The organism is Methanothrix sp. (genome assembly GCA_029907715.1).
Taxonomy (GTDB): Archaea; Halobacteriota; Methanosarcinia; order Methanotrichales; family Methanotrichaceae; genus Methanothrix_B.
In genome coordinates, this window is sequence record JARYLI010000005.1 from 82,379 (window position 1) to 96,554 (window position 14,176).

Here is a 14,176-nt window from a genome sequence, read left to right on the forward strand (position 1 = left end):
CATGAAACTGGTTGCACCATGTCATAAATCGATGTGAAATTGAGCCGGATTTGAAAATTGTCTCTTTTAATCGGAAAATTTTGCTTGAAAATAGCTAAATTGCGTTATTTGAGCAAAAATCGATGAGAAGCGTTGTATAATCATGATTAGGCTCAAATTTATGTTTATCTGTGTGTTGCACCTACTGTTTATACTTACGAAAACTGAAAAGGCTAATCCAGTTGAATTGTTGGTTGGCATAGACTGGTGGAAAAAGAAACTCCACCGATTCCAAGAGCCCTGTTCAACCCGGATCTTCATAATTCGCGGAGATGAGCCACTGAGAAATCCTGTTATAACAGAAGTCTGTGAGCCATTGCTGTCCTCCCGTTGGCTTCTCCGGGCCCTGAAAGGTTCGCGATGCAGGTTGCCTGAGGGCGCAGGGTCATCGTATCCCTATCGAGGGCGTAATGAACCCGTCTCAGAACAGCTGCCCGCGACGGTTGCAGGAGGGCCTGGAGGCGAGAGGCACTGCATCGAGGATCCCTGAAACCTGCCTTTTGTCAAAACTTCTTTGATGAACGCATGCATCGGCATTCACAGATCCCCGAAGAGGAGGTTAACAGGAATCCTCAGAAGTTGCTGATGCAGCTTCGATACGACCTCTAAATGACGGGAGCTCAGGAAGGATGCAGGAGCGGTGAAGCGGCATCACCTGCACCTACCTCAGCCCTCTTCGCATGGCCTCAAACCTTCTGATGCTGGAGTAGTATCCTGCAGCCAGGAAAATCCCTGCAGCCAGCAGAAGCACAAAGAAGTAGCCGAGGATCTGTGGGGCGTCTTTCCTGTAAAATCCGACCTCGACGATTGAGTCCCTATCGAGCCTCCAGATAACAACCGTGCGGTTTCCCTCGATGATCTCATATGGCTCAGGTCTCGGAATGCCAAGAGCCCTGGCGCCCGTTGTGTGACCCTCCGGGATCATGACGGCGACGGTTCCGTTCAGAACGACGGGAGATACGAACTGCTGTCCCCGTATGGGCGCCTCGTACCTCAAAACACCGGACACCGGCTCTCCAGCGGTGATCCTGTACCTGTAAACGCCCCTCCAGAAGCTCTCGTCAATGCTGCATCTCACAGCATGTGAGCCGCTCATCAAGGATATGTTCTCGATTCTTGCTATCGCCGTGATGTTGAAGATCTTTCCGGATACAGGCTGCTCTATCACAGCTCTGCCTCCGGCCAGATCCACAACCGTGGCATTGCTCAGATCGAGGGACCGCGAGCCGGAGGTGAGGATGAGAAGAGATACAGCAAGCGCAAAAAGCACCGTGCGATCGGAGCAAGCGGATGGACATCGTGCCAGGCGGCTCTCACCCTGAGCCGGTGCTGTGTATCCTGAAGACCTCTCCCTCATCGATATCTATCCTGCACCCCAGGATCCTCTGCGCCGTCCAGATGTTCGTTCTGGTGTGGCTTGATATCTCCCGTGCTGTGTACTCACCGCCAGCGAGCGCGATATAAGGTATGAGCTGATCCGCGAGATGAACGTCCACCGATGCCCCTGCTCTCATCTCCTCTATGAGGGTGTTCGCGGCCTCTCTACCGACGTCCTCTGCGCGAACACCTCTCTCGCCGAGCGCGCTTGATCCCCTGAACCCGGACCAGAGCGTTATCCCGCTTCCAGGGGATGAAGAGTTCACGGTCTGGATATCTATTCCTGCCTCATATCCGTTCTCCCTCAGCAGCTCGAGCGCCGCATCAGCCTGACGCCTAGCCACATGCTCTGGAAGGGATCCGCAGTGTGATATCCCGCGGATGCCCTCATCGATGCGCTCCACCCTGGCATGCCTGAGCCTGGACGGCCTGGTGCTCAGCACCACAACCCCTCCACCCCTCGGATAGTATCCGCGCCGCTCGCACCTGAAGCTGGCAGCAACACCAAAAAGACGCATAGCCGGAAGTGCCACATGCTCCAGATAGTCCACAGTCGGGCTCCAGCGGACGTCTGTGCCACCCCTGACTGTCACTGTGACAGGCCCCTCTGCGGCTGTGAGCGCAGGAAGCAGGCACTGGATGAGGAGCGTGACGCTCCCCGCGGTGCCTATATCCACGTCATAGCTTCCTGCAGATATCCTGCCCGGGATGAACTCGATCTCCTCAGATTCGAGATGCACCCCTCTCATCTCTGCTCTCGATATCCTTGCCAGTGCCTCGATAGCTCTAACATGCTGCGCTGCAAGCCCGGGCCTCGGCCTGTTGCGGCGGATGTTCTTTATTCTGACAGGTATGCCGGTGAGGGCGGAGAGCGCCACAGAGGTCCTAACGATCTGGCCGCCGCCCTCACCATACGACCCGTCGATCTCGATCATCTGCGGCTTCTTCATCTCACTGCTTCATCATACTCTCTGAGAAACTCGTCGCAGAGATCTGCTATCCGGGCGGATGCATCTCTGATCACATCCAGCGGATCCGCCCCTCTCGTCTTGAGCCTGAAGATGGGGTTGTCCATTATAGGGAACTTCGCGTCGTAGGTGGCTAGCACAACCCTCTCATCCTTCAGCAGCTCGCTTCTCAGGAGGTTGAGCAGCGTGTGCCGCTCCCCCTCGAACTCTATTCTGAGCTCATCCTCAGTCTTCTTAAGAACCTTCAGGTTCAATCCATGCCCCCTAAACAAGCCCTGTGCCGTAGTAGGTGCTCAGCTTTCTCATCTCCGTGCGCTTGCATTCAGGACACTCCAGGCGGCCGTCTTTTTTCACAAGCGGTGTCGTGCAGCTGCTGCAGTACGCCTTTATCACACCCATGTCCTCCGGCTCCGTCGAGAGCCGCATCTGTCTCGCATCTATGACCTTTGCCCTGACGATATCTCTGAGGCTGAACATCTGCTTCAGGTCCTTGACATATGAGCTTTTCACATTTGATATGTGTATGGTTGCGTCCAGCTCCGGAAGCGGCCTGGACTCGTAGCCCTTCTTGAACGCGAGCGCCAGTATCACAAGGTTCTCCTTTATATCGACAACCTCACCGACGACGATATCCCCGTTCTCCACCCTTGGCAGGGCGTTGCTTCTTGGTATCACACTCGCAAGGCGGCTCTCAGGATCGATATCGACCACGCCGGTGGTTGATGCATATATGTTGCCCCCGGAGACGTATGTATCGTGCCCTGGGACGAACTCCTCAGCCGAGCCTATCCTGTCGCCCGGCAGGACCAGGGCTCTCCCCATCTGCTTATCCTTGACTTCATCGGTTGTGCCTGACATCTTATCACTACTTGCACACAATCCTATATAACTCAACCCCTATCCATTCCACATCTTTCCTGTGGAACTCGAATGTCCTTTTAATTGGAATTCTTGCTTTATAGACTTCCTCAACCCTGCAGGGATAAACGAAGCTCCGAACAAAGTTCAGGCTTCCTGCATTGTGGATGGTGTATATGACATCTGCGATCTCCACAGCCCTCCTGAGAAACGCCCGATCGCCCCGGCTGGCGTGCTGTGCGCCAAAAGGGGGGTTCATGATGATGGTTTTTACCCTGCGGAACGCGATGCGCTCGATATCCCCCAGGATGAAGTCCACATGCACGCCGAGCAGCTCGGCATTCTCACGCGCGATCCTCAGCGCCTGGGAATCGATATCCACTCCGCATGCCCTCGCCCCCATAAGCGCGGCACCGATCGCCAGGATGCCTGTGCCACAGCCGAGATCCAGGACCTGGGATAGCTCGCCTCGCATGTATGCGATGTGGAGCAGATCTGATGCGAGCGATGGCGGGGTCATGTACTGCTCCATCGTTGCAGATGGGCTTGTGAAGCCCCTCACACGCTGAAGCAGGATCTCAAGCTGCCTCTTCCTCATCGCCATAGATGTTGTGTGAGGCCATATTTATCTGAGCGCTCTCGGATGCGCACATTTGGCCATCGCTCTTATCCCATATAATATGCCCATAGAAGCACTCAAGATCGACGGCGCGCGGGCGGTGTGCTCACAGTTAAATCGCTCTTATCCATATAATATGCCCACAGAAGCACTGGTCCTGCCATGCATTCTTGGTGAACGAATAAGTGCGTCCAGCAACCACATTGCACAACCCACAAGTTGCCAAACATATAAGAGCGTTGGCCATATGGACATCCCATCACGGCTCATGGAGATCTTCACCTAGCGAGCAACCTGTGGGTTAACAGATCAGCTCAGCGCGTAGTAGTACTCTCCGGCCTCTCTCTGTGCTCTGTCCAGCTTTGATCCAGGCTTGTTCACCCTCGGCCTCTTTGTATCCTCATCACGCCTGAAGGTTATACCGATCGCTGAGAGGAATCGATTCATCCCCTCACGCATATCGCATGGCGGGTTTGCGATACCTCTCACACCCGGCTCGCCATCGAAGACTATCAGCCGCTCTGAGAGCATATCTATCAGGTAGATATCATGATCCACGACCACGACAGACCGCTCAGTGGACTCCGCAAACCGTCTCATGACCTTGGCAGCCATCATCCTCTGCTCGACGTCGAGATGCGCGGACGGCTCATCCAGGAGATACAGATCCGCTTCCATGCTCAGGCATGCTATTATGGCGACCCTCTGGAGCTCGCCGCCGCTCAGCTCCGTCAGGCTCTGATCCAGAAGCCGCTCAAGCGCCATCGGCTTTACGAACTCAGACTGATAGTAGCTGCTGTCGAAGTCGGGAGTTATGCTTCTGAGCAGAGCCTCCACTGTGACATCGGATTCGGCCTTCAGGTACTGAGGCTTGTAGGAGATCTTGAGCTTTGCATCTATCCTGCCATTCGTGGGCTTCTCTATGCCACCCAGGATCTTTATGTATGTCGATTTCCCTATGCCGTTCGGACCCAGGATCCCCACGACCTCGCTTCTCCTTATAACACCAGGCATCGCTGATAGCTCAAATCCATTGTAGCTCTTGGAGAACTCCCCGTACTCCACAAGAACCGGCACGTCCTTCTCATCTCTTGGGGCATGGACCTCGAACTCTATGCTCTCGGAGCGTATCCGGACGTTCTCCTCTGGCAGGAAGCCTCTAAGATACTGGTTTATCCCGACCCTGATGCCCTTCGGCCTGGTTATGACGCCGTAGGCTCCGGGGGTACCATAGGCGAGATGAACGCTTTCCGCGAGCAGATCCAGAAGCGCGAGGTCGTGCTCGACGACCATCACAGCTTTGTTGGAGGCGAGATCCTGGAGCATTCTCGCTGCCAGGATCCTCTGGTTGATATCAAGATAGGGGCTTATCTCATCGAAGAAGTAGAACTCCGCGTCGCGAGCGGCTGTTGCTGCGATGGCCACACGTTGCAGCTCGCCGCCGCTGAGGCTGTCTATCTCACGGTCCAGCAGAGGTCTCAGGCCGAGACGATCCACGAGAGCGTCGAGCTCGCCTCTTTCATCTGTTCTCTTCAAAAGCTCCCTGACAGATCCCCTGTAGCTCTTTGGTATCCTGTCGACGTACTGCGGCTTGTAGGCTGTCCTGACGCCCTTCTCAGCGACTCTCTTGAGATAGTCTCCGATCGCCGAGCCTGCGAACCTCTCGAGAACATCATCCCAGCTGGCATCTCTCCCCAGATTCGGTCTCAGAAGCCCGGAGAGTATAGCAACAGCCGTTGATTTTCCTATGCCGTTTGGCCCGAGAAGGCCGGTGACCTTTCCCTCGACAGGTATGGGCAGGCCGTACAGCGCGAAGCCGTTGCTGCCGTAGCGGTGCACCGGCGCGCCGATCTCCTCAGGCAGGTTTGTTATCGTTATCGCTCCGAACGGGCACTTCCTGACACATATCCCGCAGCCCACGCAGAGGTTCTCAGTTATCACAGGCTTGTCATCAACGAAGACTATCGTCTCATCTCCTGTGCGCACGGGCGGGCAGAAGTACTCACACTCCCTGGCGCACTTCCTCGGCTGGCACCGATCTCTGTTGACAACCGCTATCCTCATGGGTGGCACCTCAGTTCAGGAGTATGGTCCAGGTCACAGCCCAAAGATCCACCACAATAAACTCGACGTAGAACCAGTCCTTTCCCTTAAAAGAGAGGACGTCTATCCCTATGAGCGGGTATATGAATCTCTGCACTATCGTTGTGAGGAGTATCAGGTTCAGAAGGATGAAGTGCCACTCAACTCTGACTCCACCAAGCATCATATCGGTTCCGTTGCCGAGAAGATGGTAGCACATAACACCGGAGATTATACCGAGGATCGAGGATACAAGCGTCTTCTTTATCCCCTCTATCTGCGCCCTCCTGCGCTCCTCTGGCGTCTTCTTTTTCAGAACCTTCCTGGCTTCAGCTTGCGGTTCCGGTGCTTTTTGGGGGGTCTCCTTCCGTTCGGTCTCCCCGCTCTTCGCCTTTTTCTTTTGCTTGGCCATCGGAGACTCAGAGCTGCCCTCATATGATAATAGCGTTTTGGTCAGCCTGTGGGAAGTCACGCTGTCGGATGCCTGAGAGTGGGAGGGCGCAGGCTCCGGTCTTCAGGCTGGATAGCATGTTTGCGTATGGACTGAGATTGATGAACTGAGGTCGTGAGCCGTGTACTCGTATCATCGAGATCAACAGCATGTGGCACCGCAGGATCTATGAGGTATCGTGCCTGTGATCGGCGATTCCTGAGAGAAGTTCAACGAATCGAGTTAAATGACCGGGGTCGTGTTGGATCCCGAATGACCTCCAGGAAGCAGTGAGTCTTTTGCTCGAATAACTGGACAGACGTTCCGGGATCAGGGGGGGCATTGGCATAATGCCAGATGAATACCACAAGGGCACAGTTTACGAACTCAATGATATGAATAGACGACCAGACAGGAAATACACCAAACAGATAATCTTATGTATCAGGAGCGTATCTTCGCATTGGATTTGCATCAATCGCCCCACCGCACAGCCGGTGAGTGGGCGGCGCCGGATCTGATCCGGGGCTGCTCCAGATCGGGCTCGCTGAGCCCAGGCGTTCTGGAGGAGTAATTGGAGATGGAGACGAAGGATACTGATAGCTCTGTTGAGCTGAGGCATATAGTCCGCATTTACAACACCGATCTTGATGGGAAGAAGCAGGTTCAGATGGCTCTTACCGGTATAAAGGGTGTTGGCAGAAGGCTGGCCAGGGTGTTCGCAGTAAAGGCAGGGGTGGATCCCTATGCGATTCTGGGAAAGCTCCCAGAGGAGCAGATAGAGGCACTGAAGAACGTGATAGAGAATGCCACAGAGAGCATTCCGGCCTGGATGATGAACCGGAGGAAGGACATAATTACAGGCGTTGACAGGCAAGTCATGGGCGCAGATGTCCTCACAGCACTCCGCGAGGATCTCGACCTCATGAAGAAGGCCAGAAGCTACAAGGGCATAAGGCACGAGCTCGGGCTGAGAGTGAGGGGACAGAGGACCAGATCCACAGGCAGGAGCGGCGCGACCGTTGGCGTCACCAAGAAGAAGGCGCAGGCAACGAAGAGCTGATCTGAGCAGGTGATTTTATGGGATATCCTGGCAAGAGCCACAAGACGTATGAGCGGCCCCGAAAGCCATGGGAAGCTGGCAGGATGGCCGAGGAGGTCGAGCTCATAAAGACCTACGGGCTGAGAAACAAGCGCGAACTCTGGAAGGCTGAGAGCATTCTCAGGAAGTACAGGCGCGTTGGAAGGATGCTTCTTGCATCAAAGGCACGAGGCGAGGCCAGAGCCGATGTCGAGGCGGCTGCGGTTATAGAGAGACTGTCGCGATTCGGCATCCTTAAGGACGGAGCAGACCTCGATGCCATACTCTCGCTGAAGATCACAGATATCCTGGAGAGGCGGCTGCAGACCCAGGTTTACAGGCAGGGTCTCGCAAATACAATAAGACAGGCGAGGCAGTTCATAACCCATGGGCACATCCAGGTAGCGGGTCAGAGGGTGACCGTCCCGAGCTACCTGGTTAAGCGAGGGGATGAGATGACAATTGACTACTATGCCGGATCCCCACTCGCCAGAGAGGGACATCCGGAGAGATCAGCTAAGATCATCGCCAGGGCTGGAGGGTCGGCATGACAGAGGGCAAATGGGCCATAGCACACATATATTCGTCGTTCAACAACACACTGATAACGATAACAGATCTAACTGGCGCTGAGACGATAGCCAAGATCTCGGGTGGCATGGTTGTGAAGGCCGCCAGGGACGAGAGTTCCCCGTACACTGCGATGCAGATGGCGATGCAGGTCGCTGAGCAGGCCAAGGCCAAGGGAATAGTCGGGGTGCATGTAAAGGTGAGGGCACCTGGCGGGAACAAACAGAGATCCCCTGGCCCCGGCGCACAGGCTGCGATAAGGGCGCTGGCGCGCGCAGGTCTGAGAATCGGAAGGATAGAGGACGTCACCCCGATCCCGCATGATGGCACAAAGCCGAAGGGCGGGAAGAGGGGCAGAAGGGTCTGACGGTGCATAAGCCTTGAATGTGGAGCTTATTGAGCTTAGGGACGACCGGGTGAGGTTCCTCCTCTCCGGCGTGACTCCTGCATTTGCAAACGCCATCAGACGGTCGTGCATAGCGGAAGTCCCGAAGCTTGCGATAGATGAGATCTCGATATACGAGAACACATCCGTGCTATTCGACGAGCAGATCGCACTCAGGCTTGGTCTTGTTCCGATAAGGGCTGATGATCTGAGTGTCTACTCGACCCCGGAGGAGTGCCAGTGTGGAGGTGTTGGTTGCCCTGGCTGCAGGATCGATTTCATGGTAACTGCGGAAGGTCCGGGGACCGTGTACTCACGGGATATAAAATTCAGCGACCCTGCTGTGAGAGCTGCATTCGATAACATACCTATTGTGGTGCTGGGGGAGGGCGAGAAGCTCGTGATTGAGGGCTTCGCGACACTCCGCACAGGCAAGGAGCATGCCAAGTGGCAGGCAGGCACGCTCTGCGGCTACAAGAACCTTCCGTCCATAGAGATCAGCGGATGCAACGGCTGCGGGAGATGCGTGAAGGTATGCCCGCGTGGTGTGCTCGTGCTCGATGAGAGCGATACTCTAAAGGTGAGGGACATCACAGAGTGCTCGCTCTGCAGGCTCTGCGTCGAGGAGTGCGACCAGCGAGCAATCTCGCTTGTACCACTGGAGGACGCTTTCATCATGAGCATAGAGAGCGATGGGTCTATAAATGCGAGGGATCTGGTGAGGATGGCTGCAGAGGAGCTTAAGAAGAAGGCTCTGGTCCTGCAGGAGACGCTCGCCTCGGTCTCCTGAGGCGAGAGGTTTAAATCCAATGCGGTATTCTCTGCCAGAAGCATGCGGGGGTTGCCAAGCATGGTCAAAGGCGCAGGATTGAGGGTCCTGTCACGTAGGTGTTCGCGGGTTCGAATCCCGTCCCCCGCATTCAAGCATATCGATTTTTGATTCATAACTCCCAGAGAATTTATATCTGGGATGCAGGGTTCTCTTTCGCGCTCGCTGCTTCAGGGATGATGTGGCATGTCCAGGAAGCGTATGTATGAATGTGAACTGGAAGAGGAAGCGTTATGCTGAAGATCTCATGCCCGCTCTGAAGCGTTACAGGAGGTACCTGGAGGATAATGGGCTTCGACCGTTCACCATACCCATGTATGTGCTGCATGTGACGAAGTACCTGGAATTCGCGGGAACTGATTCGCCGAGTGCAGATGATTTTGCCCGCTTCAGGGATCATCTCCATGACATGAGGCTATCACGGAGCACGGTCAACAACTACTCGTTCTCGATACGGAAATACCACGAGATGCTCGGGCAGCATGTCAGCTTCAAGTTCATCAAGCCGAACAACACCCTCCCGTACTATTTTGATGAGCTGGATATCACAAGGATACCTGCCGAGACCAGGAAGGCGCAGTCCTCTATATCTCCCTCTCGTCCCGCTATAAGCTTCATTATGAATATGTCCTCCGGGGAGGCATACCTGACATCCGCCTTACCGAATACCTTTCTCAGCGTAGCGCGCCTCCACATCCCATCGCTCAGGCCAAACCCGCTGGAGATGCTGCCAGCGAAGACATCAAGAACATGCCCGCCCCTCATAGCGATCCTGTTCAGACCGAGCCTGGCATGCCTCTTCTCCGGCGAGGCAAGCTCGAACCCCAGCTCTCTGGCAGCGCGGAGAAGCTCATCGCGATCCCTCTCAGTCCTGCAAACAATATCGATGCCCTTGGTGGAGTCCTTCATGCCGTACTCAAGCAGCGCAGCTCCGCCTATGACCATAGCCTGGATGCCTATTTTCAAATGTTTGCCGAGCTGGTCGAGTCGAACAGCTCCTCGAGATCGCTCCTCCTCGATATCGCATCACGACTCGATCTCATACATAACCGCCCTGGTCTTTACCTCGTCCAGAGATGGATAGCCTCTGACATGAACCCCACGCAGGGCCGCTCTTATCCGTCTCATCGCAGGGTGCCTGATATCGCTCAAATCGTCCCTGTATTTTAAGTAGAACAGGATGCAGTAAAGCCTGTGCGATATGCTTTCTGCAGAGTCCAGTGAGTGTATGAAAACATCTCTTATCGAGAGCTCTCTCTTCGGAAGTGTGTAGTAGTCTCTGACCCCCAGATCGATGCCATGCTGCTCGTACACGCTGAATGAAGTGGGCGTGGCATCGAGCTGCATCTGGCTTCTGAACAGGATACTGTTACTGTAGATCTTTATCAGCACTGCATCCTCGGGCAGCAGCTGCCTCGCTTCATGCTCCAGCAGAGCAGTCACGAAGCTCTTCAGATCCGCCCAGAGGGTGTAGTTGAACGAGTACAGGAAACCCTTCATGCCCTTGTTCTTGATCTTCCTGGCTATACCCAGCCTGATCAGGTCTTTCAGGTGGAAGTACAGAGTCTTAGCAGGTATGCCTGTTTCTCCTGACAGCTCACTGACGCCTTTTGGATCGCGATCAAGAGAATGTATAAGCGCTATCCTCCGGCCTCTAAGAATATCGGTGAGCGGCGAGGCTCTATGAGTGTAGTAGAGCCTCTTGAAGCTCTCTGCAGGCTCTGACTTCGGCAGAGCGATACGTCTTCCATCTCGCTTTCGCTTCACCAGGCCCGCATCCTCGAGATGGCTCAGCATCCTTGATACTGTTTCTGGCCTCAGGCCGAATTTCCTGGCGATATCTCGTGGATGGGTAACACCACCTGAATTCAACACGTATATCAGGGCGCAAATCTCGCTCCGCTTCAGGCGCATTATTCTAAATTCAGGTCAAAGACATATATGTACTTGATCTATTATTAGAATCAATCACCATATGCGGACGAGGCGGCCGTTCAAAAGCTGATCGACGAGGCGGAGGCGGCCGTGAGCACCCTGCTGGATGACACCGGGCGAGCAGCCAGTGAGCAGATCGAACCATGAAGAAGAAGGCTCTTCAGGTTGCTGAATACATGAAACACAAGCACCAGAACAAAACCCCTTCGCTCTTATGTGTCCAGCAACTTGGAGTGCATGCAGGCCGGTTGCTGAATACATAAGAGCGAATAAAATTGTTAATTGTGCAATTTTCTAAATTATAAAGTTATAAATAAAAAATTTTGTATTGTTTGTAAGATTTTTAACAAAGCTTGCCGATTTGCATTTATGTTCTCCTATTACTATTATCAACTGCGACTGAAAGTTATTCCGTTAATGCGGAATGTGGGTTAAATCAACAAATTATTATTAATGAAATCCAAACACGACCGTACCATATGAACAACCAAAAACCCAGACACACTATTTAAACCAATCCTTAACCGATGACGTTATGTATCGGCATCAGATCTTCAAGACAGCAGCCCCTCGCAGCCGGCCTGCCCTCAGCAGGCCCAGAGCATCATTCGCCTCATCGAGCCTGAACTCCTGGACCTCTGTTCTGATGTGGAGATCCCTGGCTAGTGACATGAACTCCTCCCCATCCCTTCGTGTGAGGTTTGCGACAGACCTGATGCTCCTCTCCCCCCAGAGCATGCTGTACGAGAAGGAGGGTATGTCGGACATGTGTATACCGCCGCACACAACAGCCCCTCCCTTGGATGTGGCTCTGAGGGCAGTTGGAACGAGGGAGCCGACAGGAGCGAATATTATCGCCGCGTCAAGCTTCTCTGGCGGCATCTCGTCAGATCCTCCGGCCCATGGAGCGCCGAGTGAGAGGGCGAACTCCTGCGCCTCCAGATCTCCCGGCCGTGTGAACGCATAAACATCGATGCCCTCGAAGAGAGCGACCTGCGCGATTATGTGAGCAGCAGCGCCAAATCCGTATATGCCCAGCCGCTTCACTCCGGGCTTCGAGAGCGCGAGCCTGTATGATCTGTATCCTATCAACCCGGCGCAGAGCAGAGGCGCTGCTCTGAGATCATCGTACCTCTCAGGGACCGGGAGACAGTATCGCTCGTCTGCAACAGCATACTCGGCATATCCTCCATCTAATGTGTATCCGGTGAACCGCGCGTTATCGCAAAGGTTCTCATCCCCGCGCATGCAGTACCTGCATGATCCATCTGTGTATCCCAGCCACGGGACTCCAATCCTGTCGCTGGTGCGGAAGCGCTCTGCGCACTCCCCAATCGCCACGACCCTCCCCACGATCTCATGGCCCGGTATGAGTGGGAGCTTCGCTCCGGCGAGCTCACCATCGAGTATATGGAGATCGGTGCGGCAGACGCCGCATGCGCTCACCCTGATCAGCACCTCCCGCTCGCCAGGAGCGGGCACCTCAACCTCCTTCAATATCAAAGGCCCTCCGGGTCTCTCGAGCATCATGGCCTTCATCGATCTCATGTCAGATCTCAACCTCAATCATAAAGATCACCGTCGGCGATCTCGTGTTTTCGTGTCCGGCGCTGGCAAGGAGGTATCTGCTGGCGCTCAGAGAGTCCCTCTCAGTGCTGCGTGGCGGATCTCTTCTCTCGTATGTCTCAACAGCGCCATTCCTCTGTGAGGTCTATTCCAGATACTGTGCCAGGAGATTCTCGTAGAGTGGCAGTGCATATAACCGACGACCTGGACTACACCGGTCTATTCCAGATACTGAGCCAGGAGGTTCTCGTAGAGGTTCCTCACATTCTCCTCTGTCTTCGGCATCTCCGGGAACCCGGTGTATCCCATGGCCCTCTCCACGTCTCTCGTCAGATCAAGCCTGTACTGGCTCCTGGAGAGGAACCATCCCATCTTTCTGTAGAACCTCGACAGGTACTCCTGCTCGGTCTGTCCGGGTGTCGGTATGAAAAGCCCGTGCTTCTTACCGAGCTCCGCGATCTCCATCATTGTCGTGTAGCCAGACCTGCTTATCACGAACCTCGCCCGGTTCATAAACTCTACCTTCAGATCCGTGGGAACATATGAGTAGACGCGCGTGCTCTCATCCAGCTGTCTGAAGCTGTTTTTTCTAGGGCTTCCGAGGAGCACGACCTTCTCCCCCGGAAGCTCGGTTATGCGGGAGAGCATGATCTCCTCGAGCTTCGTCCGCTGCGGCTCGGGGCCAGAGATTATAACAAGAAAGTCCAGATCCTCTTGCACATCCATCTTTTTTGTGCTGCAGAGGATGCCCGAGTAGAAAGTTCTGATGTTTGTGACCCTGAAGCTGGAGCGTGAGAGCTTTCCGCTGATGGCGTTCGGTCCCGGGGGATTATCCGGGACTATGATGCCTGTGAACTTCTTGTGAAAGTATCCGTTAACATAGAGCGTTGCAAGCTCCACGGGCCACAGGAAGAAGGGAACACTGAACCTGAGCTGGTGGGTTATGAAGAATGATGGTATATCCTTCGAGTAAACACCCATGCGGTTGTCGCTTATGATCAGGTCGTATCTGTCCCTCGATAGTATCCGCGCCAGGTTTCTGCGCTCGTCTGCCAGAGCCTTCATCATTATCGGGAGGTAGGCGGTGAACTTGGGAAGGAAGAATCTTGTCGAGCTGTATGGCACAGGGTAGTCCTCGAATACCACAAACCTGCACTCAGGAAACTCCTTTCGCAGAAGCTCCAGCGCATTTCCGCTCGATGCCACAGTCACATCATGTCCACGCGCAAGAAGTTCCCTGATTATCGGAATATCGCGAGATGCATGTCCAAGGCCCCAGTTCAGCGGGCTGAAGAGCACGTGTCCCATGGGGTGCACAATCTCCCCTGAAGGTATTAAATAGCTTTTTGGAAATGACCACGAGCTCGTCCTGTCCGAATAACATTACCGCTCTTATGTGCGTAGCAACTTGCAGAGCATGCAATGTGGTCGATGAAA

Annotated in this window: 16 protein-coding genes and 1 tRNA gene; 6 read left to right on the top strand and 11 right to left on the bottom strand. The window is 54.4% G+C overall.

Annotation, left to right across the window (positions count from 1 at the left end; all coding sequences use genetic code 11):
- Positions 1-700: 700 nt before the first annotated feature.
- The 7 genes from QHG98_04930 to QHG98_04960 all read right to left on the bottom strand — a co-directional run bounded on the left by QHG98_04930 (position 701) and on the right by QHG98_04960 (position 6,355).
- Positions 701-1,396, bottom strand: coding sequence for a DUF5803 family protein (locus QHG98_04930; GenBank protein MDH7597074.1), 696 nt, complete (start codon positions 1,394-1,396; stop codon positions 701-703).
- Positions 1,353-2,366, bottom strand: coding sequence for an RNA 3'-terminal phosphate cyclase (rtcA, locus tag QHG98_04935; GenBank protein MDH7597075.1), 1,014 nt, complete (start codon positions 2,364-2,366; stop codon positions 1,353-1,355). The genes QHG98_04930 and rtcA overlap by 44 nt, the downstream gene beginning before the upstream one ends.
- The gene (locus QHG98_04940) at positions 2,363-2,638 is read right to left on the bottom strand and encodes a DNA-directed RNA polymerase subunit L (protein MDH7597076.1); all 276 of its coding nucleotides are present in this window, start codon (positions 2,636-2,638) and stop codon (positions 2,363-2,365) included. Before QHG98_04940 ends, rtcA begins: the two co-directional genes overlap by 4 nt.
- 10 nt (positions 2,639-2,648) lie before the next feature.
- Entirely contained in the window at positions 2,649-3,242 is a 594-nt protein-coding gene (locus tag QHG98_04945) for an exosome complex RNA-binding protein Csl4 (GenBank protein ID MDH7597077.1), read from the bottom strand.
- A 7-nt stretch (positions 3,243-3,249) separates the two neighbouring features.
- Positions 3,250-3,840, bottom strand: a complete 591-nt coding sequence (locus QHG98_04950; GenBank protein ID MDH7597078.1) for an METTL5 family protein — start codon at positions 3,838-3,840, stop codon at positions 3,250-3,252.
- Between the two features lie 330 nt (positions 3,841-4,170).
- Positions 4,171-5,925, bottom strand: coding sequence for a ribosome biogenesis/translation initiation ATPase RLI (locus QHG98_04955; protein MDH7597079.1), 1,755 nt, complete (start codon positions 5,923-5,925; stop codon positions 4,171-4,173).
- Positions 5,926-5,935: 10 nt separating this feature from the next.
- A complete protein-coding gene (locus tag QHG98_04960; protein MDH7597080.1) occupies positions 5,936-6,355 on the bottom strand; it encodes a hypothetical protein in 420 nt (139 codons plus the stop codon).
- A 598-nt stretch (positions 6,356-6,953) separates the two neighbouring features.
- Between QHG98_04960 and QHG98_04965 the strand changes: the two genes are divergently transcribed.
- The 5 genes from QHG98_04965 (at position 6,954) to QHG98_04985 (ending at position 9,328) form a co-directional block, all read left to right on the top strand.
- Positions 6,954-7,436: a 30S ribosomal protein S13 gene (locus QHG98_04965; GenBank protein ID MDH7597081.1), complete on the top strand. Its 483-nt coding sequence runs from the start codon at positions 6,954-6,956 to the stop codon at positions 7,434-7,436.
- Positions 7,437-7,453: 17 nt separating this feature from the next.
- Positions 7,454-8,005, top strand: coding sequence for a 30S ribosomal protein S4 (locus QHG98_04970; GenBank protein MDH7597082.1), 552 nt, complete (start codon positions 7,454-7,456; stop codon positions 8,003-8,005).
- A complete protein-coding gene (locus QHG98_04975) occupies positions 8,002-8,391 on the top strand; it encodes a 30S ribosomal protein S11 (protein MDH7597083.1) in 390 nt (129 codons plus the stop codon). The genes QHG98_04970 and QHG98_04975 overlap by 4 nt, the downstream gene beginning before the upstream one ends.
- A gap of 19 nt (positions 8,392-8,410) precedes the next feature.
- Positions 8,411-9,199, top strand: a complete 789-nt coding sequence (locus QHG98_04980) for a DNA-directed RNA polymerase subunit D (protein ID MDH7597084.1) — start codon at positions 8,411-8,413, stop codon at positions 9,197-9,199.
- A gap of 44 nt (positions 9,200-9,243) precedes the next feature.
- A tRNA-Leu gene (locus QHG98_04985) sits at positions 9,244-9,328 on the top strand.
- Between the two features lie 435 nt (positions 9,329-9,763).
- On the opposite strand, the gene QHG98_04990 is transcribed toward QHG98_04985, so the two are convergent.
- The 3 genes from QHG98_04990 to QHG98_05000 all read right to left on the bottom strand — a co-directional run bounded on the left by QHG98_04990 (position 9,764) and on the right by QHG98_05000 (position 12,739).
- Positions 9,764-10,183, bottom strand: a complete 420-nt coding sequence (locus QHG98_04990; GenBank protein ID MDH7597085.1) for a hypothetical protein — start codon at positions 10,181-10,183, stop codon at positions 9,764-9,766.
- 81 nt (positions 10,184-10,264) lie between these two features.
- Entirely contained in the window at positions 10,265-11,152 is an 888-nt protein-coding gene (locus tag QHG98_04995) for an ArsR family transcriptional regulator (protein MDH7597086.1), read from the bottom strand.
- Between the two features lie 567 nt (positions 11,153-11,719).
- On the bottom strand, positions 11,720-12,739 hold the full coding sequence (locus tag QHG98_05000; protein ID MDH7597087.1) for a zinc-dependent alcohol dehydrogenase family protein: 1,020 nt from the start codon (positions 12,737-12,739) through the stop codon (positions 11,720-11,722).
- A gap of 26 nt (positions 12,740-12,765) precedes the next feature.
- Between QHG98_05000 and QHG98_05005 the strand changes: the two genes are divergently transcribed.
- Positions 12,766-12,918, top strand: a complete 153-nt coding sequence (locus tag QHG98_05005) for a hypothetical protein (GenBank protein ID MDH7597088.1) — start codon at positions 12,766-12,768, stop codon at positions 12,916-12,918.
- Between the two features lie 40 nt (positions 12,919-12,958).
- On the opposite strand, the gene QHG98_05010 is transcribed toward QHG98_05005, so the two are convergent.
- Positions 12,959-14,047: a glycosyltransferase gene (locus QHG98_05010; protein MDH7597089.1), complete on the bottom strand. Its 1,089-nt coding sequence runs from the start codon at positions 14,045-14,047 to the stop codon at positions 12,959-12,961.
- Between the last annotated feature and the right edge of the window lie 129 nt (positions 14,048-14,176).